At 59.8% G+C, this 23714-nt stretch carries 32 protein-coding genes and 1 pseudogene; 11 read left to right on the top strand and 22 right to left on the bottom strand.

Annotation, left to right across the window (positions count from 1 at the left end; all coding sequences use genetic code 11):
* Nucleotides 1–18: 18 nt before the first annotated feature.
* The 3 genes and pseudogenes from F6A13_RS11700 to vapC all read left to right on the top strand — a co-directional run.
* A pseudogene (locus F6A13_RS11700) lies at nt 19–519 on the top strand (IS3 family transposase); the annotation flags it as partial.
* A gap of 516 nt (nt 520–1035) precedes the next feature.
* Nucleotides 1036–1266 (top strand): antitoxin, encoded by a 231-nt coding sequence (locus F6A13_RS11695; RefSeq protein ID WP_151528262.1) that lies wholly within the window; start codon nt 1036–1038, stop codon nt 1264–1266.
* On the top strand, nt 1266–1673 hold the full coding sequence (gene vapC / locus F6A13_RS11690) for a type II toxin-antitoxin system tRNA(fMet)-specific endonuclease VapC (protein ID WP_151528261.1): 408 nt from the start codon (nt 1266–1268) through the stop codon (nt 1671–1673). Before F6A13_RS11695 ends, vapC begins: the two co-directional genes overlap by 1 nt.
* A 234-nt stretch (nt 1674–1907) precedes the next feature.
* On the opposite strand, the gene F6A13_RS11685 is transcribed toward vapC, so the two are convergent.
* The 20 genes from F6A13_RS11685 to F6A13_RS11590 all read right to left on the bottom strand — a co-directional run bounded on the left by F6A13_RS11685 (nt 1908) and on the right by F6A13_RS11590 (nt 16066).
* Nucleotides 1908–3191: a primase-helicase zinc-binding domain-containing protein gene (locus tag F6A13_RS11685; RefSeq protein WP_192796462.1), complete on the bottom strand. Its 1284-nt coding sequence runs from the start codon at nt 3189–3191 to the stop codon at nt 1908–1910.
* A gap of 33 nt (nt 3192–3224) precedes the next feature.
* Complete coding sequence (locus F6A13_RS11680; RefSeq protein WP_151528259.1) at nt 3225–3791, bottom strand: hypothetical protein; 567 nt, start codon at nt 3789–3791, stop codon at nt 3225–3227.
* An 11-nt stretch (nt 3792–3802) separates the two neighbouring features.
* Nucleotides 3803–4330, bottom strand: a complete 528-nt coding sequence (locus F6A13_RS11675; RefSeq protein WP_151528258.1) for a hypothetical protein — start codon at nt 4328–4330, stop codon at nt 3803–3805.
* Nucleotides 4327–5310 (bottom strand): ParM/StbA family protein, encoded by a 984-nt coding sequence (parM, locus tag F6A13_RS11670; protein WP_151528257.1) that lies wholly within the window; start codon nt 5308–5310, stop codon nt 4327–4329. Before parM ends, F6A13_RS11675 begins: the two co-directional genes overlap by 4 nt.
* Nucleotides 5311–5313: 3 nt before the next feature.
* Nucleotides 5314–5928, bottom strand: a complete 615-nt coding sequence (locus tag F6A13_RS11665) for a hypothetical protein (protein ID WP_151528256.1) — start codon at nt 5926–5928, stop codon at nt 5314–5316.
* Nucleotides 5925–6185, bottom strand: coding sequence for an IcmT/TraK family protein (icmT, locus tag F6A13_RS11660; RefSeq protein WP_151528255.1), 261 nt, complete (start codon nt 6183–6185; stop codon nt 5925–5927). The genes F6A13_RS11665 and icmT overlap by 4 nt, the downstream gene beginning before the upstream one ends.
* A 155-nt stretch (nt 6186–6340) precedes the next feature.
* Nucleotides 6341–7048 carry a hypothetical protein gene (locus F6A13_RS11655; protein WP_151528254.1) on the bottom strand — a complete coding sequence of 236 codons (708 nt, stop codon included), beginning with the start codon at nt 7046–7048 and terminating at the stop codon, nt 6341–6343.
* Between the two features lie 343 nt (nt 7049–7391).
* Nucleotides 7392–7694 carry a TraR/DksA C4-type zinc finger protein gene (locus tag F6A13_RS11650; RefSeq protein WP_225981817.1) on the bottom strand — a complete coding sequence of 101 codons (303 nt, stop codon included), beginning with the start codon at nt 7692–7694 and terminating at the stop codon, nt 7392–7394.
* Nucleotides 7695–7706: 12 nt separating this feature from the next.
* Nucleotides 7707–8084 (bottom strand): glycine zipper domain-containing protein, encoded by a 378-nt coding sequence (locus F6A13_RS11645; protein ID WP_225981816.1) that lies wholly within the window; start codon nt 8082–8084, stop codon nt 7707–7709.
* Between the two features lie 39 nt (nt 8085–8123).
* A complete protein-coding gene (locus F6A13_RS11640; protein WP_151528253.1) occupies nt 8124–8396 on the bottom strand; it encodes a hypothetical protein in 273 nt (90 codons plus the stop codon).
* A gap of 11 nt (nt 8397–8407) precedes the next feature.
* Entirely contained in the window at nt 8408–8602 is a 195-nt protein-coding gene (locus F6A13_RS11635; RefSeq protein WP_151528252.1) for a hypothetical protein, read from the bottom strand.
* Nucleotides 8603–8664: 62 nt separating this feature from the next.
* On the bottom strand, nt 8665–9840 hold the full coding sequence (locus tag F6A13_RS11630) for a type IV pilus twitching motility protein PilT (protein WP_151528251.1): 1176 nt from the start codon (nt 9838–9840) through the stop codon (nt 8665–8667).
* Nucleotides 9837–10574 (bottom strand): type IV secretory system conjugative DNA transfer family protein, encoded by a 738-nt coding sequence (locus tag F6A13_RS11625; protein WP_151528250.1) that lies wholly within the window; start codon nt 10572–10574, stop codon nt 9837–9839. The genes F6A13_RS11630 and F6A13_RS11625 overlap by 4 nt, the downstream gene beginning before the upstream one ends.
* A 3-nt stretch (nt 10575–10577) precedes the next feature.
* Nucleotides 10578–10958, bottom strand: coding sequence for a DotD/TraH family lipoprotein (locus F6A13_RS11620; RefSeq protein WP_192796461.1), 381 nt, complete (start codon nt 10956–10958; stop codon nt 10578–10580).
* A 719-nt stretch (nt 10959–11677) separates the two neighbouring features.
* Complete coding sequence (locus F6A13_RS11615) at nt 11678–12661, bottom strand: hypothetical protein (RefSeq protein WP_225981815.1); 984 nt, start codon at nt 12659–12661, stop codon at nt 11678–11680.
* 114 nt (nt 12662–12775) lie between these two features.
* Nucleotides 12776–13387 (bottom strand): class I SAM-dependent methyltransferase, encoded by a 612-nt coding sequence (locus F6A13_RS11610; RefSeq protein ID WP_126604331.1) that lies wholly within the window; start codon nt 13385–13387, stop codon nt 12776–12778.
* Between the two features lie 227 nt (nt 13388–13614).
* The gene (locus F6A13_RS11605; RefSeq protein ID WP_126604330.1) at nt 13615–14241 is read right to left on the bottom strand and encodes a hypothetical protein; all 627 of its coding nucleotides are present in this window, start codon (nt 14239–14241) and stop codon (nt 13615–13617) included.
* Between the two features lie 12 nt (nt 14242–14253).
* Entirely contained in the window at nt 14254–15393 is a 1140-nt protein-coding gene (locus F6A13_RS11600) for an NAD(P)/FAD-dependent oxidoreductase (RefSeq protein WP_126604329.1), read from the bottom strand.
* A 42-nt stretch (nt 15394–15435) separates the two neighbouring features.
* Nucleotides 15436–15666 carry a sulfurtransferase TusA family protein gene (locus F6A13_RS11595; protein WP_113526101.1) on the bottom strand — a complete coding sequence of 77 codons (231 nt, stop codon included), beginning with the start codon at nt 15664–15666 and terminating at the stop codon, nt 15436–15438.
* A gap of 13 nt (nt 15667–15679) precedes the next feature.
* Nucleotides 15680–16066 carry a DsrE/DsrF/DrsH-like family protein gene (locus F6A13_RS11590; RefSeq protein WP_126604328.1) on the bottom strand — a complete coding sequence of 129 codons (387 nt, stop codon included), beginning with the start codon at nt 16064–16066 and terminating at the stop codon, nt 15680–15682.
* Nucleotides 16067–16464: 398 nt separating this feature from the next.
* On the opposite strand from F6A13_RS11590, the gene F6A13_RS11585 reads away from it, so the two are divergent.
* Nucleotides 16465–17784 (top strand): sigma-54 interaction domain-containing protein, encoded by a 1320-nt coding sequence (locus F6A13_RS11585; RefSeq protein ID WP_126604327.1) that lies wholly within the window; start codon nt 16465–16467, stop codon nt 17782–17784.
* A gap of 75 nt (nt 17785–17859) precedes the next feature.
* The gene (locus F6A13_RS11580) at nt 17860–19401 is read left to right on the top strand and encodes a 2-isopropylmalate synthase (RefSeq protein WP_126604326.1); all 1542 of its coding nucleotides are present in this window, start codon (nt 17860–17862) and stop codon (nt 19399–19401) included.
* Between the two features lie 84 nt (nt 19402–19485).
* On the opposite strand, the gene F6A13_RS11575 is transcribed toward F6A13_RS11580, so the two are convergent.
* On the bottom strand, nt 19486–19860 hold the full coding sequence (locus F6A13_RS11575; protein ID WP_126604325.1) for a winged helix-turn-helix transcriptional regulator: 375 nt from the start codon (nt 19858–19860) through the stop codon (nt 19486–19488).
* Nucleotides 19861–20088: 228 nt separating this feature from the next.
* On the opposite strand from F6A13_RS11575, the gene gstA reads away from it, so the two are divergent.
* From gstA to F6A13_RS11545, 6 genes are all read left to right on the top strand, one after another.
* A complete protein-coding gene (gene gstA, locus F6A13_RS11570; protein ID WP_126604324.1) occupies nt 20089–20703 on the top strand; it encodes a glutathione transferase GstA in 615 nt (204 codons plus the stop codon).
* A 61-nt stretch (nt 20704–20764) separates the two neighbouring features.
* A complete protein-coding gene (locus tag F6A13_RS11565) occupies nt 20765–21013 on the top strand; it encodes a hypothetical protein (protein WP_225981814.1) in 249 nt (82 codons plus the stop codon).
* Between the two features lie 86 nt (nt 21014–21099).
* Entirely contained in the window at nt 21100–21324 is a 225-nt protein-coding gene (locus F6A13_RS11560) for a hypothetical protein (protein WP_113526610.1), read from the top strand.
* 270 nt (nt 21325–21594) lie between these two features.
* On the top strand, nt 21595–21930 hold the full coding sequence (locus tag F6A13_RS11555; RefSeq protein WP_012537279.1) for a thioredoxin domain-containing protein: 336 nt from the start codon (nt 21595–21597) through the stop codon (nt 21928–21930).
* Nucleotides 21927–22481 (top strand): 1,6-anhydro-N-acetylmuramyl-L-alanine amidase AmpD, encoded by a 555-nt coding sequence (gene ampD / locus F6A13_RS11550; protein WP_126604323.1) that lies wholly within the window; start codon nt 21927–21929, stop codon nt 22479–22481. The genes F6A13_RS11555 and ampD overlap by 4 nt, the downstream gene beginning before the upstream one ends.
* Nucleotides 22471–23061: a hypothetical protein gene (locus tag F6A13_RS11545; protein ID WP_113526450.1), complete on the top strand. Its 591-nt coding sequence runs from the start codon at nt 22471–22473 to the stop codon at nt 23059–23061. Before ampD ends, F6A13_RS11545 begins: the two co-directional genes overlap by 11 nt.
* Here F6A13_RS11545 and F6A13_RS11540 read toward each other — a convergent pair.
* Complete coding sequence (locus F6A13_RS11540) at nt 22995–23696, bottom strand: epoxyqueuosine reductase QueH (protein ID WP_126604322.1); 702 nt, start codon at nt 23694–23696, stop codon at nt 22995–22997. The genes F6A13_RS11545 and F6A13_RS11540 overlap by 67 nt on opposite strands.
* Nucleotides 23697–23714 lie beyond the last annotated feature (18 nt).

The raw sequence follows: 23714 nt of genomic DNA, 5'->3' as shown, positions 1-23714 counted from the left end.
GACTACGCCCCGTCTCTTACTCTACTTTCGACCTGGCAGGGCTGGCTGTATGTGGCCTTCGTGATCGACGTGTTCGCCCGGCGCATCGTTGGCTGGCGAGTGAGTCGAAGCATGACGACGGACTTCGTGCTGGACGCACTGGAGCAGGCGCTCTACGCCCGTCAGCCCGAATGCGATGGCAGCCTCGTGCATCACTCAGACCGGGGCTCGCAGTACGTCAGCATCCGCTACAGCGAGCGTCTCGCCGAAGCGGGTGTTGAACCCTCCGTGGGCAGTAAGGGCGACAGCTATGACAACGCCCTGGCCGAGACGATCAATGGGCTGTACAAGGCGGAACTGATTCATAGGCGCGGCCCGTGGAAGACACGGGAAGCGGTGGAACTGGCGACCCTCGAATGGGTGGCGTGGTTCAACCATGTCAGGCTGCTCGAACCCATCGGCTATATCCCTCCGGCAGAAGCTGAGGCAAACTACTATCGGCAACTCGCCGAACAGACCGAATTAACGGCCTGCACTTAAACCAAATGGCCTCCACGAAACCCGGGGCGGTTCAGAAAAATCACGGCTTACTACATCTAGTGGGTGTCTGTGACAACCGGATAAGCACGGTAGATACCAATGGTGGCGGTGTCGATTTTCTATGGCACTTGGGAAAGCTGCGAAGCATCTGACGCCTTGCTTGCTTGGACCGGGTCCAAAAACTGCACCTCTGGTGCGTCAGGTGTGGTGAGAAAAAAGAGCAAAAAATGCGTCTGACAGACTGTCTGACGGTAGGTCTGACGCTCTGTCCGACGGCTGTCAGACATATCGTCCGACGTCCTCCCCCTCAAGTCGGACAGGAGTGTCAGACGATCCTCTCCTCTGTCAACCCGTGGTTCGCCATGCTGCCTGACGCACTGTCGGACCCATGCCAGATCTACCTTCCACTCTCAATGTGCTGGGGATCCGCCCACTATTGTCGCCTTCCATGGCGCCACGCCAGGCGACAATATATACTCTACGTATATCCGGTAGGTGAAGGTGAGGGATGCGATCATGACCAAAGCGCGCGTATTCATGTCTGGGAATAGCCAAGCCGTCAGGCTGCCCAAAGAGTTCCGTTTTCGTACGGAGGAGGTTGCTATCTTCCGACGTGGTGACGAGATAGTGTTGCGCGAGCGCGCGGGCGACGCGTCAGAAATATTTGATCTGTTGGTCAGCTTGCCCGATGATTTCCTGGCAGAGGGCCGGCAAGATACTATCCCGCAACAACGCGAAGGGCTGTGATGTCGCAGGGATACCTTCTGGACACCAATATCTGTATCTATATCACCAAGCACCATCCTCCTGAGGTGCGAGCACGTTTCGCTCAACACCGGGCAGTCGAGGTGGGTATGTCGGTAGTGACATTCGGAGAACTGATGTACGGTGCGGAAAAAAGCCAGGTGCGGGACAAAGCGCTAAAGGTCCTTGACCAGCTTCGATCCAGCATTCAGGTTCTGGAAATACCAGTGGTTGCGGGCCAGCACTATGGGCAAATCCGCGCAAGACTGGAAAAAATGGGAAAGCCTATCGGCAATAACGACCTCTGGATTGCAGCGCATGCACTCAGCGAGAATCTGGTACTGGTTACCAACAACACTCAGGAGTTTAGCCGGGTCGAGGGGTTGCAGTTGGAAAATTGGGTGAGCTAACGGGAACCTTTCCTCTGCCGCCTGCCGTCCCCGCTCCAGCCCCCCTGGCGGCGTTATTCCTCGACAACTCCTCCCTCCGGATCCACACCATGACGACACCCCAAGGGGACATTTCTGCTTTGCTCAAAAGGGGACATCTGTGAATTGGGTTGACAAGCAAGAGGTAAATGTTGACCCAGACATGGCACATGAGTTAAGTCTGTTTGGCTCGCAGCTTCATCGCCACTCCTTCCATCACCGTCTTCTGCCAGGGGTGTGCGTGGCCGGGGATGCTTGGTGAATAGATTCCCGGGGGTGGGCGGGTCGCAGAATCTCCGGCACGATGACGGGCAGGCTCGGGCCGGGTTCCAGGCCCATGCCCCGGCGCCGGTCATCGATGCGTTGCGGAAATTGCTGCGCGGCGAGATCCAGGACGTCGTTCCAGTCGCCATCGATGCGGGGCGTGCGGATCTCCACGGCCATTTCCTTGCGCGTGAGTTGCATGCGGCGTTGCAGCCGCCCTGCAGCCTCCAGGCCGGCGGAGTCCGGATCTGCGAAAACCATCAGCCTGCTGCAGCTCTGCGGCGGCGTATAACCACCCAGAATGCGGTCCGGGCGATCGTCGATCGTTCTCCCGCCCATATTGCCGCTGTTGACCGTGGCATGGACGGCTACGCCATTGTGCAGGAAGGACGCGGCAAGCGCGGTCTCGATGCCCTCGCCGACCCCCAGCACGCCATCGGTCGTCATTGGTCGCAGTACGATGTGCAAGGGAACCTTGCGGACGATGGGGGTGGTGAGTTTGCGTGGGTCCAGCAAGACATTGGGCCGCTCCGGGTCCGGCAGAATGAGCTTGCCGCTGCCATCCGGCTGCATCCAGGTCCGATGCAGGGCCAGGACCTGGTGGTTGGGGCCTCGGCATACGGCGATCAGGGCGGGGAACGAACCGATCTGCCGGGGTTTGCCGTCCTTCCCCTGGATCCAGTAGCCCAGGTCCGGTATCGCGCGGAGGTCCTGAGCGTCGGCTATGAGTCCAAAGGGGATGTGCCGATTCTCGAAATAGGCCATGGCCTGCGGACATTCGCGCAAAGGCAAGGTTTGCCGCCAGAGATTGGCGACCGTCTTGCGCGCGCGTTCCGTGGCTTCCTTTTGGTCCTTCTCACTCCAGGAAGACTTTGCCGAAGTTTTGGCAGATTGGGCAGGTGCTGCGCGCTGCGCCGGAGCGAGATCGTAATCCACTGGCAGGGTGCCAAGCACGCGGGCCACTTCTTCCATGGCGTGCTTGAAGTTCCAGCCATGGACGTGTTCCAGGAGAGAGAAGCCGTCTCCCTTCAGTAGCTCGCTCCCGCCCTGGGAGCAATAGAAAGTGCCGCCCTTTTCCTTGGGGTCGAAGCGAAAGCGATCCGTGCCTCCGCAACCCGGGCAGGGGCCATGGCGATTACACAGACATTTGGAGTCGATCCCCAGGCGGGGCAGGACATCGAGCCAGCGGTCTTTCACGGCCCATTTGGTTTCGGTCATCCATGCGGGTGTCGGCATGATAGGGTTCCTCCTCACGCAGTTGACCATTTCCTATGCGGGGAGATGGTCGTGCCCCCGATCAATTTTTTCCGCGATACCAATGACAACGTTGTACAGCCCGTCAATGGCTTTCTGACTGCCTTGCAACTTCACTTTGATATCGGCGAGTTCGGCAGATTGCCGGTTTCCCATCGTCTCCAATCGGCCCATGCGTTCCGCCATCGACTGGATTTTTTTCATCCACTCCGGGCTCTCCGCTGCGGCCTGGAGCGCCTCAACCGGTGCCTCGAGGGCCTTGATAGTGTCGGTCAGACGATCGAGGGCATCGCTGCCGGTGACTTCCCGTATTTTCTGCGGGAGCTGGTCCAGTGCCGCTTGATATTGCCGCACGCCCTTTTCGTGGAGTTTCTCCAGGATTCCGATGATGGCCTGGCTGATTTCGCTGGTAATCGTCAGTACGCCGCGCAAGCGGTCATCCAGCGTGGCCAATACCGCTGTCTGGATCTCGGTTTTCTTCTCGATCTCCTGCAGGCGGCGCATGGTGGCCGTCAGGCCGGATGCGGCTTGCTGATCGGGTGCCGCGGCGGTCCGATGTAATGCTGCGGATGGGTCACTCATGGAATCCTCCGTCAATGGCCATGGACCTGAAGGTAATACATCAGAAAAACCCCTCCCAAAGCGGCAATGCCGCTGCCCAGGAGCGCGCCCAGGAACACCCTGCCGGTCACCCCCTGGGTGGCCTGGGTGTGCTGGTTCTGCGCCTGGGTGAGATGCTCCAGGCGCACCTTGATTTCTTCCGCCAGCACCTGAAACTGACGCACGGATTTGGCCGCCTCGGGGAGATCCCGCTGGAGGTGGTCTATCTCCTCTTTGAGCTGGTTCAGTTTGGTGTCCAGCGCGTTGGCGTGGGCGACGGCTTTCCCCAGAGACTCCAGGAGCGTTTTGAGCGGGTCGGCGTCGGTATCGCCCAGTTGCTGGAGTACCTTTTCCACGGCGTGCGCGGCCTCTTGCAATCGCCGAACGAAATCCTCCTTCAGGAGCCGGTGGTGCAGGAGCCGCTCTTCCCGATCGATCTCGAAGAGGCCGCGAACATGCTGCTGCAACTCATCCGCCAGGCCGGGCAGGGTGGCGGACTCCTGAGGGCCGAGATCGCTCATGGGTTCTGCGCCTCCAGCAGCACATGCCAGGCGTCGGCATTGGCAAAGACCGGATCGACATGCGCCCGGGCATGGGGCCAGGGGAAGGCGTCTGCAAACAGATACGCCCCGCCACCGATCAGGATCACCGCCGCGCAATCCGCCAAGGTGCGGGCCTGCTGTTCGACGCCATGGGTCATGCTGGCGGCAATGGCCTGGATGGCCTTGGCCCGCGCCTGGTTCACGATATCCACCGCGACCGCCTGGCCATAGAGCTTGATGGGCTTGCGGTGGATGAGGGCATTCTGGGCCACGTTGCGGGTCAGCCGCTGGCCGGTGGCATCCTCGACGGCTCCCTGGAACCGGTCGATCGCGGCCGCCACCCCGAGATCCGGCAAGGTGCCGCAGCGTGTGAAATCCACGCGTCCTTGCTGCATCACCGTGATGTCCGTGGTCCGCGAGCCGATATCCACGACCGCCACCGGCGCGTCCTCCTCGTCCCCGATGTCGGCGCTCATGGCGACGACCAGGGATTGGGGCAGGATATGCACTATCTGGGGTACGGGCAGATCCACGGGACCGTCGATGGTGCGCAGGCGCACCGGGGTCAGGTGATTCTGCCGCTTGGCGATAATGCGTCCTTCGTTGGGTGTGCCATTGGCGCGAAAGTAGTCTCTCAGAGGAAGCCCTACGGCCAGGGCGAAAGGTGCCCGTGCCCCGGCGTGGTGCAAGGCGTGGGCGACCAGCACCCGATTCAGGGGAGACACCGCATAATCCGAAAAGCGGGTGTCTTCCGCCTGGAGCGACTCGCCCACCGTGAAGGTGCCGCCCTCCGTCTCATAAACGGCGCTTTCTTCCGCCGTGGTGCCCAATCCCGCTTGATACCAGTCTCCGGATTGTGCCCGGGAGGGCAGGGTGTGGCGGAACCGGTGGCCGGGATCTCCATGCAAAATTTTGATGTCGCCAAAGCCGTCATCACAGGAAAACAAGGTTATGCTCATGGGTTAATCCTCTTGGTTGGATGGGGTCTGATTCTGGAGGCCGGACCCGAGCAAACGCTGTAGTTCACGAGCCTTGTCAATTTTACTTCTGAGGCTTTCGGATGACTCCGAGGTCTTTTTTTGCTGGGCCCTGCTGGAGGTTGCCGACGGTGCTTGCTGTGATAATGACGCGGAATCCGAATTCCTGGCCGCTGGATTCCCCGTAGCTTCGTCAGGGGCGGATGCCAGCCTATTCCGTTCCGGAGGTGGCGGTGCCGGCTGGATGGCGGGGGACGCCAGGAACGGTTTTTCAACCAAGCCCTTCGATGCCGGCCCGCCGATGATGGATCCGGCCAATGGCCGGAGAACCGGTTGCGGCCTGTCCGCCGGGGCCGGAAGCAGCGGGACTTCCAGGCAACGGCTATCGCAGAGGACGCGGGTGAGGATGGCGCGGACTTCCTGGTCACTTTCCTGGATGGCCAGCAGGAACGGTTGCCGGAGCAGCAGGTCGAGCAGTCCGGTTTTCATGAATTGCTGGGTGGGTTGGGATCGCTCCTTGCCGCTGCACTCCAGTTCCCGGATGGCCCGTTTCAGGTGGGTGTCCGTGATGCGCAGCGTCAGGCGATTATCCAGGCTCATCCGTTGCCCCTGGGACGCAGATTCCCAACGATGAAGCGGACGATCCGCCGCCCCGCGGCCTGGGCGCCGTAGCCGAAGTGGCGCAGGACGAACAAGGCCGCGATGGTGATCAAGCCGATCCAGAAGGTGATTGCGTGCGGGGGAAAGAGCATTAGCAGGATCGGCCAGAAGCCGTTGCCGTCGAGCTGCCAGAGCTTGGGATCCTGTGAGGCGAAGCGCCAGAAATTGGCTATCTCGTCGCTGTCTTCATCCAGCATTGTCATACTCCCTGCATCAGATGGTCAGCAGGGTTATAGGGGGTTGTCGGACGGTCTTACGGAATGGGGTCTAGTCGGACGTCCCGTCTGACGGCAGGTCCGACGCAATGGGAAGGTAGCCTCCGGGGAAAACGGCGGATAGGGCGCACATTGCGTTACTGGTATCCACCATGATGGCTGCGCGTCTGGTCCGGTTGGGGGCCCACATATTGTTTGTAGGCGGCAATCCAGTGGGTGGCGATGTCACGCTGGGCGGTGGCCAGGCTGATTTGGCCATGACAGACCAGCGCATGCAGGCGGTTTTCCAGCTTGTCCTTGGTGTAGCTTCCCCAGCCGCCGATGACATGATGCGGTTCCGGCCAGAGGTTCCGGGGGGAATCCGGAGAGCCGCCGATTTCCAGACTGATGAGATGATCCTCCTCATAGTCCCGCAACCGGTGATCGGTATAGCCGTATTGCCTGATGCCCTCGCGCTTCAGTTTTTCCGTGTAATCCTCGGGAGGGCGAATGGATTTGGTATAGCCGCCGCGCCGGCAAATGGTTTCGCGGATATTCGCCTGAGTCACCGCCGGGTTGAGGGCACCCGGGGTCAGTCTGGGATTGGGCTCCGCCTCTGATAAGGGGAACACCACGGCATAGCGGCCTTCCGCTGCGACCCCGCCGGCATTGGTCCGATCACCCTGGTTGCGCTGATCCAGATGCCTTTCCACTTCGTGCGCGGCCACCCCGCCGGCCGCATAGGCAGCGGCATGTTCGATGATGTGGCCGAACAGCCCGGCGTTCGCATTGGTCATCGAGCTGGCGGTAACAGCGAACGAAAAAGCGATGAAGGCGAGAACGTTTTTACCGCAAACGGGTAACATGGCGAGAAAGATGCTCCTTATGAATGCTTGGGTGGTTGGGTTGCCGCCGTGACAGCGGCTTTTGGGTAGGGACAGGGTGGACGTCCTCCCCGCCCTCAGCCTGCGGCTGCCGCTCTTGAGAGCGGGAAGGACGGGGCTTCCACACCGCAAAGCATTGGCTTTATCGCCCATTGAGGGCTCAAAAGCCAAGCGCCGCTTTATCCCCCCCTTGAAAAGGGGGGTTTTAGCCTGATGGCGCATTGATAAAGGGTGGCCGCCCGCCGCGGCGGCAGACACGATCATGTGGCGGGGATCCTCGATGACCTGAATGATCGGAGTCGGTGTGGGGCTTCGATGAAGAGCACTACATCTCCTCGCCAAAAGATCGCCCCGCGCCGCCTTTTTGCCGCCCGACCCGGCCTTGCCTTTCGCGCAGGGAGGCGCAATGCACGCAGCGTACCGCTGCGATTGCCTCCACGCGCGCCGGCGGAATGGTCTCTCCGCAATCCAGGCAATAGCGATTGCCCTGCTCGTCCTCATCCGGAGCTTCCCGCGATTGCTGGGCTTCGATCGTGCGATTCCTGAGCGCGGTGGCGACGGCTTCCATCTCGTTATTGGATGCCGCGTCTACCGGATCGGGACATCGCTCGGTTTCAAAATCTTTCATGCGATAGATCCTTTAGTTGCTCGGTATGCAGTTATACCAGGGCGGGCAGGGCTGCTGGTATTGCGGGGCCGTGGGGACACAGGTATAGCCCGGCGGGCAAGGCGTATTCGCCGGCGGTGCGTAATATCCTGGCTGCGGCTGTTGGTATTGCCGCTGCTGGCTTCCGCTATGCCCCACGGCATACCCGGCCAGACCGCCCACGCCGGCGCCAATGGCGGCACCCGCCAGGGGCGCGCCCGTCTGATTACCGATCACCGCCCCGGTCAACGCGCCCAGGAGGGCGCCGCCGCCCGTGTCCGCGGTAGTGGCGTTGCTGGCATAGGGGTTGTTGGCGCAGCCCCCCAAGGGGAGCGCAACGATGGCGATCCATGCGAATGGACGCATTTTCATGAAAACCTCCTGTCCCAAGGGCTTGTTGATTGGCAGAGTTTACCCCATGGTGTCGTTGTAAATCTGCAGATGGTGCTGGTGCATGTAATCCCCCCATCCCAGATAGGAGCGCGTGCAGTTGTTCTTGACGTAGCCGATCTCCTGGCGCGTTGCGGTGATGTCGTCGCACCATTTGTTCTCGAGTTCCGCGCGATGGACATGATGGGCATACCAGCTTGTGCTATGGCCGCCGTAGGGACCCAGATGATGATGAGCGGCACACCCGGCGAGGGCCGCAATGCCGGCGGCGAGGACCAGGTGTTTCCCGTACATGCATGCCTCCATTACTGCGCGCGGATGGGGTGGCCGTCCTGGTCTACTGCGGTGAGGTCATCCTCTCCCATGCCAGGGTGCCAGGGGTCGATGCCTGTCTCATCGATCTCTTGCGCACTGATCTCCTGCCATCCCTGTTGCTCCGGCGTCAACTCGACCGTGGTTTCTTGGTTCTCCTGGGTCTGTTCTGGTGCTTTCTCGTTCATGGCGATCTCCTCGTTACGATATCTCGATGGGACACGACTATGGTGAATCGAAAATGGGTGCATCAAGCATAGCCACTCATGACCCAGGCATGGGCCTCCGGGGTGATTCGTTGCCCCGCCAGCAATGCATCGGCATCCTGCGCGAAGCTGTGGCCATGGGCCTGCAATTCGTCGGTGATCGCGGCGGTCAACTGTTCCAACGGGGTGCGGAGCAGCCGGATACGCATGGCGCTATCCAGGAACAGCCATTCGCGCACTGCCTGCAGGTGTCCGTTGGGGGTGCTCACCAGCCGTTGCGAGAGCACCAGGCGCAGGGACTCCAGCAGATCGGCGGCCATGCTCCGCGCTTCGGCGCCATCAAAACGCTGGATCATGCGGCCCACGGCATTGGCCACACCCGTGGTGTGGACGGTCGTGAATACCTGGTGCCCCGTCATGGCGGCCTCGCTGGCGGCGCGGATCGTTTCCTGATCCTTGGCTTCGCCGACCAGAATGACGTTGGGCCGCCGCACCATGGCCTCGACCACCCCCTGGGCAAAACTCTCGATGTGCTCCGGCACCTGGGACTGGCTGACGCGCGGATGGTCATACACGAACTCGATCGGGGCCTCCAGGGTGACGAACTTGTGATCGATCAATTCTGGTGCTTCTTCCAGGGCAAAGCGGATCATGGCGGCTAGGGTGGAACTCTTGCCGCTGCCCGTCGGACCGGTGACCAGCACGATGCCATCCCGGAAGAAGCAGTTGCGGATCAGCACCTCCGGCAGATCCAGTTCCTGCCAGGCCGGTGGCTTGTCCGCGATGGCGCGCAGCGAGATTTGCACGCCCATGGAGGTATTGTTGGGGGAGCGCGGGACGCGCACCAGGACCACGCTGACCCGGAAGCGGAGGAAGACGGCATTGCCCTCCGCATCCTGGGCAGGGACCGTAAAGAGGGTTCGGATACCCCGCCGGGTTTTTTGTAGCGTTCCCCAGCCATTGGTGTAAAAGGCTTCCACCAGCACTTCGGTATCGCGGGCGTCCACCTCGCGATCCAGCAGGTAGCGTCGGCCATGCTGCATGACCATGGGCGGCATGCCGGTGAGGAAGTCGACATCCGAGAAGCCCGCTAGGGACCCCCTGGTCAGCCCGACCAGGAACTGGAGGATGTGTTCCTCTTTGCGGATGATGGGAAAGCGCACTTCCGGCGGCGCCATGCGCACACCTGGAAAGGTTTCCTCCGCCAGGGCAATGCTCATCTCGGCAAGACTCGCCAGTGGCGGGGCGTCTGGAAACCGGCGGGGCGGGTAATGCGGTGCTCGGCAACCCCCACGGCCATCCGTTGCGGTACGCCATCCAGGCGTTGACCGCGTTCCACGCCGAGGTGGGCGACGGCGACCACCGGTTGAGCGACTTTGCCCTCCAGGAGCAGCCGCTGATAGCGGATCATGCCAGTCAGGTCCATGGTCAGCCGGGCCAGGTCCTCCCGGTACAGGATATGCGCTTCCTGCAGTCCCGCGGCCCATCCCCGGGCGGCGGCTCGCGTCCAGATCACCCGCTGTGCCGTAGTGTGGGGCAACAAGGCCGGTGGAATGTCCTGCAGGGAGGGTTGCCGAAAATGGCGCAGGAGAGAGGATCGCCAGGTAGGGGTCACGGAATGAAAGGAGGCAGGCCGGACGATCAGGTAGACGGCATCGGCGATGCGGATCACGTTGGGCGCATAGTGCGCCTGCCGGCTGCCCTGGATGATGACGGGCGGCAGGATGCCGCCTTTTTCCACCAGTGGCGCGAAATTGAAGACCTGATCGAGGCGTTTGCTTTGGGTGTTCAGCACCTGGTTGATGATATGCGTTTCCGCAGCGAGCCCGCCCTGCGCACCAAAGGTTTCCGCTTCCTGTGCCAGCGCCTTGCGCTCCAAATGCAAGGGGGAGGCTGCGTGCGCGGCCAGCGCGGTGGTCGGACGCAGGTGTTCCAATTGCGGCAAGGTCCACATGGCTCAACTCCCCAGGTAGCGCAGCACCACGGTTCGCGTGGTAGCGTTGACGGTGAGATCCGCGCGGCTCCCGGCCTGTACGGCGGCTTCCCGGAAATCATCGAACAGGGTATGGGATCCCGAGAGATGGACGATGATATCCGCCGGTGGCGTCCTTCCCTGTATATGCAGATGATAACCGGCGAAGGCGGAGAGCTTGTGAACCAGTGGGGCGATCGGCCCGGTCCAGGCGATGGGCACGGTGCGGGACAAGGCGGGAGGCAATGCTGGCGAGCCGCCCAGCGGGGGATGCACGGCGGCGTTCTCTACGGCCAACACGTGCCAGGCATCCGCCACCTTGTCAGCGGCACGATTTAGGGGCGGATTGATGGGAGATGCAGCCATGGTAACCGTTTCTGCGGGATGCATGCGGGCGCAGCCGGTGAGGAGTAGGGCAGATATTACCAGAGGTGGCATGATCCAAGGGAAAAAACGATATCCAAGGTAGTTTTTCACGGAAAGCCTCATCGGTTTGCGTATCATGTCGGGGTTATAGCGGGCATTGTGGGAATCATACGAAACAGGTAGATTCACCGTTCACCCACTATAGGGCATCTAATATGCGGCTAACCGATGTCTATAAACACAAATAATAACAACATGTTACAAATCTTCTCCAAAAGACGGTATTAGCAAGCAAATTGTGAGAATGCGTAATGAAATTATTATTGTATAGGATTTTGAGTAACCGAATGGGGTTCAGGTGGTCGGAGGTTCAAATCCTCTCGCCCCGACCAATAAATCAAAAGGATTAGGACATTTTTCCCTGCCTTCTTTTTCTACAATCCATGCCGTTTTCTACCATTCTGCTCAGTGGGGACCCTCTCCGCTTTTCTGACGCTGATATGTGCCTCGGTGATATCAGCCGAGGGCGTGGCCGGCCAGGGCCCGCGCCTATGTCAGGAAATGGCAGTCATCCACCTCCGGCTTTGCCAACCACCGGCGCCATGTATTGTCACTTGATACTGTGAGGCAGCGCCTTTGGGTAGGAGGTGAGTCCGGTGTCGCGGCCGTCTTTAAAATTGGACCGGCAGTCGCCAAGCCAATGAAAAATGCAAATGCCCTTAAGCGGTGGCATTAAGCATCCAGTCTTCCCGCCCCATTTTGCATACTGCCTGCCGATGGGTGGAAAACACCCAGATAAGCAGTAACAAGGGCATGCAAAGTCCCAGGAACCAAAGCATGAAACCGGTTGATGACTGCAGCAGCGCTAGCAGGCCGAGGTTTACCGGAAGGTAGGATAATCCGAACGCCAGCGATTGGATGATCTTTTTTCGAGCGGCAATGCGCAAGCCAAACATATAGGCGAAGAAAAAGGCGTAGCTCAACCAGAGTGTCGTCGTAAATAGAAATGCCATGAGCGCTATGCCCTGTAAAATCTGTAACGACAGAAGCGAAGTCGATAGGGCGAGTATCGTTAGCGCAAGCACTCCGGCCAATAAGGTGCTCTGACGTGCATGATGGCGCATGGCTTGCTGGCAGAATCGCGTTTTGCTTCCCCATAGCCCGGTCAGGAAAACCGTTCGCCAGTCTGCGTCCTGCTGAATCCAATGACTGTTCGCCGCACTGACGAGCAAAACGGTTAATGTCCTGCCCATACTCACACTCAGAATAACGGCATGATGCATAAAAACGGCAGAGAGTTCGGGATGCGTCATTTGTCTGCCGATCACCGAAGTGAGTAACGTCAGCAGCACCCCCGCCGTCCCTATCAGAAGGACGCTGGGAACCCCCATGGGGTACAAAACAAGCGGGTTTCTCCACGTCTGTGGTGTCCATCGGGCCAACGCCCGCCAATTCCGGGAGACAGACCAGCGCGTTTTGGCAGGTTGATCGTGCGTTTGCGCATCGAGTCGTGTCTCCTGCGTTTCAACCAGGGAGCGTAACCGCTCGGGCCGGAAGAACAGGGTGGCCATGACCGACGACCAAAGAATCACCGCTATGGGTAACGCCCAGAGCAGCGGTAAGGTGCCAATATCCCAGTAGAGTGATCCGCTGACCGGCAACGGTATAAAAAAAGAAACAACAATCCGTGTAGGATGTAACACCTAAGCATACAGACGAAATGTGACAGTACGATGAACGTGGCATGTCATATATATGACAATTGGCATCCAAAAGGTATGGCCTGCCTTGCAAAGATCAGGGCATGGTCAGGTGCTTCAAATGATCTGAAAATGGCAATACGTAAAAGCTTGGGTTTTCCCTGCCGGGGTGCGGTGTATCACGTGATCATGGGAAATAAGCGTAAATAATGTTCCAAACTCAGAATGCAATTGTTCAGGGCTATAACGGCACACTGGAAGTTCGCTGCATTGGGTAGGCCCGTCTTCTGCGAAGGTGGCTATGATGACATGGCCGCCTGGCTTTAAGGCGTCGCTCAATACCTGAACGTAGCGTTGGCGCTGTTTTTTGTCCGTCAGGAAATGAAAAACTGCGCGGTCATGCCATAAAGAGAAGTTTGCTTGCGGCAGGGGCGTTTCCAGCACATCCCCGGCGATCCACTTCACGGTGCCCGGATACTTCCCAAGACGTTGTTGGGTCACGGCCAGTGCGGCAGCGGAGAGATCAAGTATGGAGATTCTGGAAAATCCGCGCCCAATCAAGTCATCGACCCATGTGGAAGCGCCACCACCGACATCGATAATCGCGTCTTGTGGTTTCAAATCCATCTCATCCAGCAGTCGTAACGATGTCTCATCATGGTCACAGTACCAACTCACCGTGGTCGATGCTTTCTCGGTGTAAATCTTATCCCAATGTATATTATTCATTATTGGCGGATACTCCAGCTTTCGACTTCTTCCGGAAGATCGACCCGGCCGTGGGGCCGATCTGCCCCAATCTGAACAGCAACGCGCACTCAATGATATTTCTGGCACGGTGAGCCTAGTTTACAGCCATCCGACATGCGGAGCTACAAAAAAAGCCCCCGGAAGATCAGGGAGCTACAAGCGGGGCGAGTAGAACGCTTTTAAAAAGGAATGGTTGAGGTGGGGCCTCAGTGTTTGAGTCGGCAGGATCGGAAGTGTTTACCGAGGAGCATGAGGAACTGGATGGTTTGCTGGGTTTCCGGTTGTTTTATCAGTTCCCAGAGTCCGGTGAGGCCGCCTTTGGGAAGAGGGGCATGGGCCGCTTCTTCCGTAGCCCCGGCCAGACAGCGGAGGAAATCGGTCAGGATATGCTCCTGATCCATCTTTTCCGCCACCGTCACCATCCGCTCCATGACGCCGGTGCGGGTAGCCCGGTCGAGCAGGCACATGGCATTGCTGGCCATGCCCGCCAACCGCGTCACGATTTCATCGCTCATGGAATCCTGCGCGGCACCGACCAGCCGCGCCAGATGCACGATACGCTCCAGATCCCCATTCTCCACCAGCGCGGAGATGGCGGGCAGGGCATGGACGACCTGACTGCGATGGACCCGGTCCAGCAAGTCGAGACCATCGCTGGCCAGACCCGCCATCCGCCCGACCAATTCATCGCTCATGGAATCCTGCGCGGCACCGGCCAGCCGCGCCAGATGCACGATACGCTCCAGATCCCCATTCTCCACCAGATGCGCCAGGGCTTCCCGGGCCTCGGCCAACTCCTCCTCGTGGGAGGTTTCCGCCATAACAGCCGTCATAGATCACCTCCCTTAGAGTAAGCCGCGGGCACTGGCCCAATAGAGCTGGTTGTAGGCCATCTTGAAGGCATGGACCGCACCGGTCGGGGCCTTGGGCTGCGGAGGATGCTGGTAATCAAACATGGCATACGTGGCGCGATCCTTGCCCGCCTCTATGAAGCAGAAGACCTTGCCATCGTAACTGCGCACCGATCGCCCGATCTTGATCACCGCCGCGACATTCTCGGCGGCGACCTCAGCCTCGAAATGCGTGGTGGAGCCGGCCTTGCTGATCGGCAGGTTGGTGGTGTCCCCCAGGACGATGACATTCTTGCCGTATTCCCCCTCCATGTGCAAAGACGTGCGGTTGGTAGGAATCCAGCCATTCTGCCCGAGGCCATTCTGCTCAATGACTTCCTGACCCTTGTGCGGCGGCACCGCCACCAGCAGGTCATACTTGACGGCACCCCCCTCCTCACTGAGGACCTGGGCATTTTTGCCATCGACTTCCTTCATATTGAACAGCGTCTCGTACTGGATGCCCATCCGGTCGAATTCCGGTGCCGCCCACTTCGCCACATTCTCCAGGCTATGCACCCGACCGATGGGATACGTGTAGTAGAACTCGGTCTTGTCCCGCAGGCCACGATCCTGAATGAAATCGTGCATGGCGAAGGTGATTTCCAGCGGAATCATCGGACACTTGTGCGGCAGACCGACGGTGACGACGATGCGCCCCCCCTTGAAGTCCGAGAGTTGCCGGAAGAACTCCACCGCATTCTCCGCGGTGTAACAGTTGATGGAGTTCTCCTGGAGGCCGGGGATGTTTTCTGGCATGGGACGGGAGCCGGTGGAAATGACCATAACATCATACTCATGAATCTTGCCGCTCTTGCATTGGACGTGATTGTCGGCGAGATGAAACTCCTCCACGGGATCGACATGAAACTCGATACCGGGTTCCAGCAGGCTCTGCTGTTCGCGGACCAGTTCATCCGGGGTCGTCCGACCCATGGCCACATAAAGCCAACCGGGCTGATAGACGTGTTCGTGGCTGGCCGAGAGCATGGTAATGCGGGCCTTGCCGGTTTTCATTTCATGGTGGATACGGCGGGCCAGATGATTGGCGAAAATGGTGCCCCCCATACCCCCACCGACGACGAGAATTCTCATGATGTCACTCCTTGTAGGTCTGTGTACTGGTTGGACGTCGTGCTACTTGGCCTTGCGCACCCGGATATGCCAGGTACCCGCATCATCCTGTCGGGTATCGAGCATTTCGTGACCGACCTTTTGGATCCACTCCGGTACATCCGCAGCGGAACCGGCATCGGTGGACAACAATTCCAGGGTATCGCCGACACTCATCATCTTCATGCTGGAAATCAGCTCCATCAGCGGCCCGGGGCAAAAACTGCCGCGGGCATCTACGACTCTTTCACTCATCTACCACTCCTTTTTAAAAGGTCAGGATCTGCGCGCCTTCGGCGTCGCTGAGGAACTTGGTCAGACCCAAAGGCCCGGCGACGATGTCTTCCATCGCCTCCGCCTGGATCCCCATCACGTCCATGGCCATGGAGCAGGCCCAGATTTTGGCATCGCCCAATTCCACGGCCTGCTCAAAAATCTGGTAGAACGGCGGCACATTGCGCCCGGCCATCGAATGCCCCATCTCGCCTTCCGCCGGGGCCTCCTTGCCGTGTCCTTTCACAAAATAGGGAAAGGCATTCATGGACAGAAAAACATGCACCTCCGACCCCGAAACCGCCGCAACCGACGCCGCCATCGCCGCAAACTGCAACCGCTCTCTCACCCCACTTAAACAGATGATATATAATCCCGACATGAAAACCTCGCTCTGTGACTGGATAATCTCAGTAAGCAGAATGCATGCCAGATCAGGATATTGTATGGTAAGTTATTTAACCACACTGTTATTTCTGGTAAATAATGCTTCTTGAATATTATGGTACTGCAGTTTTGCGCGGTTTTGACGGCTGCTATGCCATGATGTGTCATGGCAGGTCATGACCAGCCGGTCATGACACATAAGCCAAACATAACATTATAATTTATCAACAAAAGTAATTATTCGGAGGTGATAAGAATATTCTTGCATCCGGTGGCCTGGAGAATACGTACTATAGAATGGTCGTAGCTGAAATATCGAAGGGTTTGGATATGATAAACCACAGGAAAAGAACCCGATCTGGAAAATCGGAGGGCACGGCCAGGCGGAATGACTTGTCCATTGGGCTGGATGTCGGCAGTGTGCTCAATATTCAGCAGAATCCCATGGTGCTGATCAATCGGGACTATCGGATTATAGCCGCCAACCGCGCCTATCAGAATGCCTATGGCGTGCGTGCGGATGAGGTGATCGGGAAGTGTTGCCATGAAATCTCCCATCACTCCCCAGTACCTTGTCACATGTGTGGAGAAGATTGTCCTCACCAGGCGGTGTTCAATACCGGGGAAGCGCATGAGGTGCGTCACATTCATTATGACCACCAGAATCATGCCGAGCATGTGCGGATTCGCGGCCATGCCATCAAGGATCAGGACGGTAATGCTTATCTGGGGGAGGAAATCATCCGTCTCCCGCGTCAGGTGGAGGAAATCACCTGCGGTGAGTTGCATATGGTAGGACACTCACCCGCCTTTATGCGCTGTCTGCATCATTTAGAAATGGCAGGGCGGACGGATGCCAGCATCCTGCTGTCCGGTGAGAGCGGGGTAGGCAAGGAGCTGGCTGCCAATGCTCTGCATCAGTTCTCGGCGCGGGCGAGTGGTCCTTTCATCACCGTCGATTGCGCTTCCTTGCCGGAGACCCTTTTTGAAAGCGAGATACTGGGCCACGAGCGGGGTGCTTTCACCGGTTGTCTCGGGCGCAAATGCGGGCTGTATGAAATGGCCCATGGCGGCACTCTGTTTCTGGACGAGGTCGGTGAACTACCGCTTGCTATGCAGGCCAAGCTGCTGCGGGTACTGGAAACGGGTAGCTTTCGGCGACTGGGCGGAGCGGAAACCCTGCATGCAGACGTGCGCATAGTGGCCGCCACCAATCGCAATCTGCTGGAGATGGCTACGCAGCGGGCCTTTCGTGAAGATCTCTATTACCGTTTGGCGGCCATTACCATTGATTTGCCGCCGTTGCGTGAGCGTCGCGAAGATATCGCGGGTATCGCCAAAGTTTTGCTGGATCGCATTGGCAGGAACTGGGGCGGGGGTTGGAGCTTGTCCAAGGAGGCGGAGATTCGTCTGTGTGCCTACGATTTTCCGGGCAACGTGAGGGAGTTGCGCAACATTCTGCAAAAGGCGGCGGCGCTGGCGGATGGTCCGATCATTCAGCCCCGGCATCTGGATTGGGCAGTATCGCGCAAAGCAACCCTGCCGACAGCAAAGCGATCGTCGCTCCCCGAGCCGGGGAAGACTGGACTGCACCCTGACAACCTCGACGAATTGTTGCGTCTTTATCATGGTAACAGACGCCAAGTGGCAGATGTGCTGGGAGTTTGTGAGCGCACGGTGTACCGCTGGTTACAGCGCCAGACTGTGGGGTAAGGGACGCCGGCGTACCCTTCGTGAAAAACCCGCCGACGCGGTATAATCCATCCGACAATCCGGAAAGGGTGATTCATGCGTCCAACTAAAGAACACTTGATCATTTTCGACACCACCTTGCGCGATGGCGAGCAGTCGCCGGGTGCGGCCATGACGCGCGAGGAGAAACTGCGTATCGCCAAGGCCCTGGAGCGCTTGCGCGTGGATGTCATCGAGGCGGGCTTCCCCGCCGCCAGCAACGGCGATTTCGCAGCCGTGCAGGCCATCGCCGCAGCGGTGAAGGACAGCCGCATCTGTGCCCTGGCACGGGCCCGGGACGAGGACATCCGCCGCGCCGGGGAGGCCATCGCCCGGGCGGCGGCGGGGCGCATCCATACCTTCATCGCCACCAGCCCGGTACACATGCAGGCCAAATTGCGCATGGCCCCCGACGAGGTCCTGGAGCGGGCGGTGGCGGCGGTGCGTCTGGCGCGGCACTATTGCGACGACGTGGAGTTTTCGCCGGAGGATGCCGGGCGCTCGGAGGAGGATTTCCTCTGCCGGGTCATCGAGGCGGTGATCGACGCCGGGGCGCGCACCATCAATATCCCGGACACGGTGGGTTACAACCTTCCGGACCGCTTCGGGCAGCTCGTCAGCAATTTGCGCGGGCGCGTGCCCAATGCCGACCGGGCGATCTTTTCGGTGCATTGTCATAACGACCTAGGCCTGGCCGTGGCCAACTCCTTGTCGGCCGTCCTCCACGGCGCCCGCCAGGTGGAATGCACCATCAACGGTCTGGGCGAGCGGGCGGGCAATGCCGCCCTGGAGGAGATCGTCATGGCGGTGCGCACCCGCGCCGACGTCTTCTCCTGCGACACCCGCATCGACGCCACCCAGATCGTGCCCACCAGCAAGCTGGTGTCCACCATCACCGGTTTCCCGATCCAGCCCAACAAGGCCATCGTCGGGGCCAACGCCTTTGCCCATGAGTCGGGCATCCATCAGGACGGTGTCCTCAAGCACCGGGAGACCTACGAAATCATGCGCGCCGAGGACGTGGGCTGGGCGGCCAACCGCATGACCCTGGGCAAGCTCTCGGGCCGGGCGGCGGTGCGGGCGCGCCTGGAGGCCTTGGGCATCCATCTGGACAAGGATGCCCTCGACATGGTCTTCACGCGCTTCAAGGAGTTGGCCGACCGCAAGGCGGAAATCTTCGATGAGGACTTGCAGACCCTCGTCAACGAGGATCTGCAGGAGGAGCAGGCGGAACGCTATCGCCTGGGTTACCTGCGCGTCTGCTCGGAGATGGGCACCCATCCCGAAGCCCGGGTGGAAGTCCTGGTGGAAGGCGTGGCCAAGACCGCCGCGGCCGTGGGCGGAGGGCCGGTGGATGCCGCCTTCAAGGCCATCGAAGCGGTGGTGGCAAGCGGTGCGCAATTATTGCTGTATTCGGTCAATGCCATCACGACCGGCACCGACGCCCAAGGCGAGGTCACGGTGCGCTTGCAGCAGGATGGCCGCATCGTCAATGGTCAGGGGGCGGATACGGATATCGTCCTCGCCAGCGCCAAGGCCTATCTCTCGGCCTTGAACCGCCTGCAACAGCCCCAAGGGCGGCGGCATCCGCAGATCTAGGAGGTCATGCCCTTCGTCACCGATCCCTTGAGGGCGTTTTCCTTCAGGGGATCCCCTTTTTGCGGAAGCGGGCTCCCGCCTTCCTCAATGCCCGGGAAGATCCGCCGCCTGCGGCCCGCTTTCCCGGGGGCTTGGCGCCGGGTTGCCTGTCGCCGCCAATTGCTCCAGCCCCCACTTGTGCATCGCCATGAGGACGGGCCAAAGGCTCTTCCCCAGGGGGGTAAGGGAATATTCGACCTTGGGTGGTACCTCGGCATATACCAGCCGGTTCACGATGCCGTGCCGCTCCATCTCCCGCAATTGCTGGGCGAGCATCTTCTGGGTGATGCCGTGAACGGCTCTGTGGATTTCTGAGAATCTCCGGGTTCCCGTGAACAAATCCTGAAGAATCAGTACCTTCCATCTTCCACCAATGACGCGGAGGGTGACATCCACCGCGCAGGGCTCCTCTTCTGCCATCTATCTTCCCTCCGTGAGCAAGGTTGGGAATCCCCCCTTTTATTCATACTTACTAAAAATATACTTACTATTATATATGAATGTATATAACAAGAAAGTGCATACTTCACAAGACCAGCTGTATGGGGTACTAATATCTCATCGAACGGCCAGCCGCGCTGGTCTGAAGCCATGCACAACAAGTCCGGCACTTTTGCCGTCAATCGCTCGGTCAGGAGGTAGATTGCCATGAAATTGTATTACAGCCCCGGTGCGTGTTCCCTGTCTCCCCATATCGTCCTCAACGAAGGCGGATTCCGCTTCGACAAGGAAAGGGTGGACCTCGCCAGCAAAAAAACGGAAACCGGTGCCGACTATGCCGCCATCAACCCCGACGGTTACGTGCCCGCCCTCCTGCTCGACGACGGGCAGGTGCTCACCGAGGGGCCGGCCATCATTCAGTACCTTGCCGATCGCGTGCCCGAAAAGAAGCTCGCCCCGCCCCTAGGCACACTGGAGCGCTACCGACTCATGCAGTGGCTCAATTTCATCTCCACGGAACTGCATAAGGGTTTTTCTCCCTTATTCAATCCGCAGGCGCCCGAGGAATGGAAGGCGGTGGCCGCTGCCCAACTCGGGCGGCGCCTGGGCACGGTCAGCCGGCAACTGGAGGGCAAGGACTGGTTGCTGGGCGAGGGATTCACAGTGGCCGACGCCTATCTCTTTACGGTATTGGGCTGGGGCCGGCATGTGGGCATTGAATTGGAGCAATGGCCGGTGCTCCAGGCGTATCAGGGGCGGGTATCCATGCGGCCGGCGGTGCAATCGGCCCTGAAGGCGGAAGGGCTTCTCCAGGATACCTGAGATCGGATGGTATCTATCTATATGCTTTTCCCAAAGCTTCCCAACGCCCGGAGGAAACAACATGATCTCAGCCCTTGAGGACGTGAAAGGCGCGGCAAATCAGTCCAGGGGAGGGCACGGGGCCCGGCGCCACCCCATTCAGGTGCGGCTGACAGCCGGTGCGGAGCGCGCCTTGGCAGTGCATCCCACGCCGCTGCTCGTGGAACTGGAGTTGCTTTTTAGTTGCCTGATCCGTAAGCGCGTGCGCTTTCCCATCGCCCCCCATGCCGACGCTATTCCGGTGCCCGGAACGGATCCGCGCCTGAGCTGACCGGCATGATGCCGCTTCGGGCGGGTGCAACGATGGGAACAATGGAAATCTATTTTTTTGCCCGATACGGCGAGGAGCGACCCTTCATGAGCGACGAGTCAAGCAAAGCACAAATGTTGTGCGGCATGTGCGTATATTTCCCGCCGAATCTCCCGGAGGGGAAATACCCTCGGGAGGACTGGCTGGATCTGCAAAAGAAATCCTGTTCTTTTGATTATGTCCCGGGCGACGCCGACTGTCTGGCCAGCAGGAAAACAAGCTGCAGCCTGGTGGACCTGGAAAACCCGCGCAGCGGCGGAGCCAATGGATAGGCCGTGACGGTAGGCGCAGGCGGCGCGGCAAGCTTTCCCTCCAGGCTGGCGCAGATCCGAATTCCGCCAGGACATTATGGTAGGATGAGGGAGATCTGCATATTCACGCACGCAAGAAGTAGACCGCATCCAAACCGGATCGAGATGCTTGGATGTAGGTAACGCTTCAGGGCATGGCGTTTGCGCCATACCTATTGGCGATGGGCCTTGGCGATCATCGGCCATGATCTGGCGTGATGGGACGAGGGAGCCGAGGGAGGGGAGACGGCAATGGAAAAAATATCCGAATTGGGTTTCTGGCAGCGGATGGCGGCGGAGCGGGGCTTGATTATCCTCTTCTTTAGCTCGGCGGGTTGCCATTCCTGCCGCATCTGGCGAGGTTTGCTGCGGGAGTATGAGATGACCCGCGAGGATCTGCGTGTCTGGGAGGTGGATGCCGGTATCGACATGGGGCTGACCCAGGAGTTCGAGGTTTATCACCTGCCGGCGCTCTTTCTTTTCAAGGATGGCCGCTATCTGCGGCCCTTGCAGGTGGAGGCGCGGCCCCAGGCCCTGCATCGCTTGGTGGAGTCGGTGAAAGATCTGCCCGGTGAGGAGCAGCCGTGAGCGTTTTCGACGCTCAGGGCTGGCATGGGGCGGCCCGGCGCGCGCCATCGCCGTTTTTTGACGAACGCCCGCCCACCGCCGTGGATCTGCTGGTCGTTCATGCCATCAGCCTGCCGCCGGACACCTTCGGCAGCGGGGACGTGCAGCGCTTTTTCCTGGGCGAGCTGGATTTCGACCGCCACCCCTATTATGACGGGATCCGCCACCTGCGGGTCTCGGCCCATTTTTTCATCCCCCGCGACGGCGCATTATGGCAGCATGTCGGCGTTTTCCAGCGCGCCTGGCACGCCGGTCAATCCCAATGGGCGGGGCGTCCGGCCTGCAATGATTATAGTATCGGGGTAGAATTGGAAGGGGCGGCGACGCGGCCTTTTACAGCGGAGCAATACCGGACCTTGGGGCACTTGGGGCGGGATTTGCAAACGCTCTTTCCGGCTCTGTCGCGGGAGCGTGTGGTGGGGCACGCGGATATCGCCCCTGGGCGAAAATGGGACCCGGGCCCTTGTTTTTCCTGGAAAACCCTTTGGGAGGAGTGGGCGGATGACCGATGAACCGGTAGCGCGAAAGGTACCCCGGCGCGACTGGCGCAAGGGCTGGTTATGGCCCTTCGTGGCCTTCCTGGCCATGCTCCTGTTTACCCTGCTGTGGCTGGGGGTCTTCCGCCAGGCGACGGTGGATAGGGCGACAATGGGCCCCTATCTCTATGTTTATGAGCCATTTGCTGGCCGTTATCCGGATATGGTGAAGGCCCGGGAGGCGCTGAAAAAGCGCTTGCTGTCAGCGGGGCTGACGCCGGTTTCGGTCATGACCCTCATCGAGCATGAGCAAGGGGGCCAATCCGCCGCCGTGACGGCGCGGGTGGGGGTGCTGGTGAACCCCGGCAGCCCGGTGCCTGCGGGCTTGCAGCAAGGGGTTTGGCCGCGGCAGATGGCGGTGAGTGTCGAGGTGAATGCCTACCATGCGGTGGCCTCCCTCAAGGCGTACTCCGCCCTCAAGGCGTGGCTGAAGGCGCGGGGGCTGCCGGCGCACTATCCCTTGCTGGAGATCATCGGCCCCAGGGACCGTTACCGCTTGCTGATGCCGGTGGCGGCCTCTGGGGGTACCGCGCCGGCCGTTTCGTCCCGTCCGTAAAACTTGACGCCGCGGACGATCTTGGGGCGGCCCTGGGCGGTGCGGTGGCGGTTGGAATCGCGCAGGGAATAGACGCAGCCGCAATATTCCTGCTGGTAGAAGCTTTCTTCCTTGGCAATCTCGATCATGCGCTGGCTGCCGCCACCCTTGCGCCAGTTGTAGGTCCAGTACTGCAGATCCCCATGGCGGGCAGCGGCCCGTTCGCCGCAGGCGTTGATCTGGACCATGTCCTTCCAGCGGGAGATGCCCAGGGTGCTGGTAAAGACCGTGAAGCCGTGTTCTCTGGCATAGAGGGCGGAGTGCTCGAAACGCATGTCGAAACAGGCGGTGCAACGCGCGCCCCGTTCCGGTTCCCATTCCAGGCCCTTGACCCGTTCAAACCAGCGGTCCTTGTCGTAGTCCAGATCCACGAAGGGTACGCCGAGCTTTTCCGCGTAACGGATATTCTCTTCCTTGCGCAGCTCGTATTCCGCCGTGGGGTGGATGTTGGGATTGTAGAACAGGACGGTGAAGTCGATGCTGGCGGCGCGGATATCGTCCATGATGGGTCCGGCGCAGGGGGCGCAGCAGGAGTGCAGCAGGATGTGTTTGCTGCCATCGGGGGTTTGCAGAGGCGTGGTGGGTTTTTTGGACATGGAACAGTTCCCTGACGA

Source organism: Acidithiobacillus sp. 'AMD consortium' (assembly GCF_008926505.1).
Taxonomy (GTDB): Bacteria; Pseudomonadota; Gammaproteobacteria; order Acidithiobacillales; family Acidithiobacillaceae; genus Acidithiobacillus; species Acidithiobacillus ferridurans.
The sequence above is the reverse complement of the archived record's forward strand: the minus strand, read 5'-3'. Positions and strand labels throughout refer to the sequence as shown.

What these genes read in the sequence shown, in the direction of transcription:
- F6A13_RS11580 (WP_126604326.1), top strand. Translation starts at nt 17,860, where the DNA reads ATGCGTCCAACTAAAGAACACTTGATCATTTTCGACACCACCTTGCGC.
- F6A13_RS11610 (WP_126604331.1), bottom strand. Translation starts at nt 13,387, where the DNA reads ATGAATAATATACATTGGGATAAGATTTACACCGAGAAAGCATCGACC.
- F6A13_RS11565 (WP_225981814.1), top strand. Translation starts at nt 20,765, where the DNA reads ATGATCTCAGCCCTTGAGGACGTGAAAGGCGCGGCAAATCAGTCCAGG.
- F6A13_RS11630 (WP_151528251.1), bottom strand. Translation starts at nt 9,840, where the DNA reads ATGAGCATTGCCCTGGCGGAGGAAACCTTTCCAGGTGTGCGCATGGCG.
- F6A13_RS11650 (WP_225981817.1), bottom strand. Translation starts at nt 7,694, where the DNA reads ATGAAAGATTTTGAAACCGAGCGATGTCCCGATCCGGTAGACGCGGCA.
- F6A13_RS11695 (WP_151528262.1), top strand. Translation starts at nt 1,036, where the DNA reads ATGACCAAAGCGCGCGTATTCATGTCTGGGAATAGCCAAGCCGTCAGG.
- F6A13_RS11665 (WP_151528256.1), bottom strand. Translation starts at nt 5,928, where the DNA reads ATGAGCCTGGATAATCGCCTGACGCTGCGCATCACGGACACCCACCTG.
- F6A13_RS11680 (WP_151528259.1), bottom strand. Translation starts at nt 3,791, where the DNA reads ATGAGTGACCCATCCGCAGCATTACATCGGACCGCCGCGGCACCCGAT.
- vapC (WP_151528261.1), top strand. Translation starts at nt 1,266, where the DNA reads ATGTCGCAGGGATACCTTCTGGACACCAATATCTGTATCTATATCACC.
- F6A13_RS11600 (WP_126604329.1), bottom strand. Translation starts at nt 15,393, where the DNA reads ATGAGAATTCTCGTCGTCGGTGGGGGTATGGGGGGCACCATTTTCGCC.
- icmT (WP_151528255.1), bottom strand. Translation starts at nt 6,185, where the DNA reads ATGCTGGATGAAGACAGCGACGAGATAGCCAATTTCTGGCGCTTCGCC.
- F6A13_RS11540 (WP_126604322.1), bottom strand. Translation starts at nt 23,696, where the DNA reads ATGTCCAAAAAACCCACCACGCCTCTGCAAACCCCCGATGGCAGCAAA.
- F6A13_RS11590 (WP_126604328.1), bottom strand. Translation starts at nt 16,066, where the DNA reads ATGTCGGGATTATATATCATCTGTTTAAGTGGGGTGAGAGAGCGGTTG.
- gstA (WP_126604324.1), top strand. Translation starts at nt 20,089, where the DNA reads ATGAAATTGTATTACAGCCCCGGTGCGTGTTCCCTGTCTCCCCATATC.
- F6A13_RS11555 (WP_012537279.1), top strand. Translation starts at nt 21,595, where the DNA reads ATGGAAAAAATATCCGAATTGGGTTTCTGGCAGCGGATGGCGGCGGAG.
- F6A13_RS11575 (WP_126604325.1), bottom strand. Translation starts at nt 19,860, where the DNA reads ATGGCAGAAGAGGAGCCCTGCGCGGTGGATGTCACCCTCCGCGTCATT.
- F6A13_RS11640 (WP_151528253.1), bottom strand. Translation starts at nt 8,396, where the DNA reads ATGTACGGGAAACACCTGGTCCTCGCCGCCGGCATTGCGGCCCTCGCC.
- F6A13_RS11675 (WP_151528258.1), bottom strand. Translation starts at nt 4,330, where the DNA reads ATGAGCGATCTCGGCCCTCAGGAGTCCGCCACCCTGCCCGGCCTGGCG.
- F6A13_RS11625 (WP_151528250.1), bottom strand. Translation starts at nt 10,574, where the DNA reads ATGTGGACCTTGCCGCAATTGGAACACCTGCGTCCGACCACCGCGCTG.
- F6A13_RS11620 (WP_192796461.1), bottom strand. Translation starts at nt 10,958, where the DNA reads ATGGCTGCATCTCCCATCAATCCGCCCCTAAATCGTGCCGCTGACAAG.
- F6A13_RS11685 (WP_192796462.1), bottom strand. Translation starts at nt 3,191, where the DNA reads ATGCCGACACCCGCATGGATGACCGAAACCAAATGGGCCGTGAAAGAC.
- F6A13_RS11560 (WP_113526610.1), top strand. Translation starts at nt 21,100, where the DNA reads ATGAGCGACGAGTCAAGCAAAGCACAAATGTTGTGCGGCATGTGCGTA.
- F6A13_RS11545 (WP_113526450.1), top strand. Translation starts at nt 22,471, where the DNA reads ATGACCGATGAACCGGTAGCGCGAAAGGTACCCCGGCGCGACTGGCGC.
- parM (WP_151528257.1), bottom strand. Translation starts at nt 5,310, where the DNA reads ATGAGCATAACCTTGTTTTCCTGTGATGACGGCTTTGGCGACATCAAA.
- F6A13_RS11645 (WP_225981816.1), bottom strand. Translation starts at nt 8,084, where the DNA reads ATGAAAATGCGTCCATTCGCATGGATCGCCATCGTTGCGCTCCCCTTG.
- F6A13_RS11595 (WP_113526101.1), bottom strand. Translation starts at nt 15,666, where the DNA reads ATGAGTGAAAGAGTCGTAGATGCCCGCGGCAGTTTTTGCCCCGGGCCG.
- F6A13_RS11655 (WP_151528254.1), bottom strand. Translation starts at nt 7,048, where the DNA reads ATGTTACCCGTTTGCGGTAAAAACGTTCTCGCCTTCATCGCTTTTTCG.
- F6A13_RS11605 (WP_126604330.1), bottom strand. Translation starts at nt 14,241, where the DNA reads ATGACGGCTGTTATGGCGGAAACCTCCCACGAGGAGGAGTTGGCCGAG.
- F6A13_RS11635 (WP_151528252.1), bottom strand. Translation starts at nt 8,602, where the DNA reads ATGAACGAGAAAGCACCAGAACAGACCCAGGAGAACCAAGAAACCACG.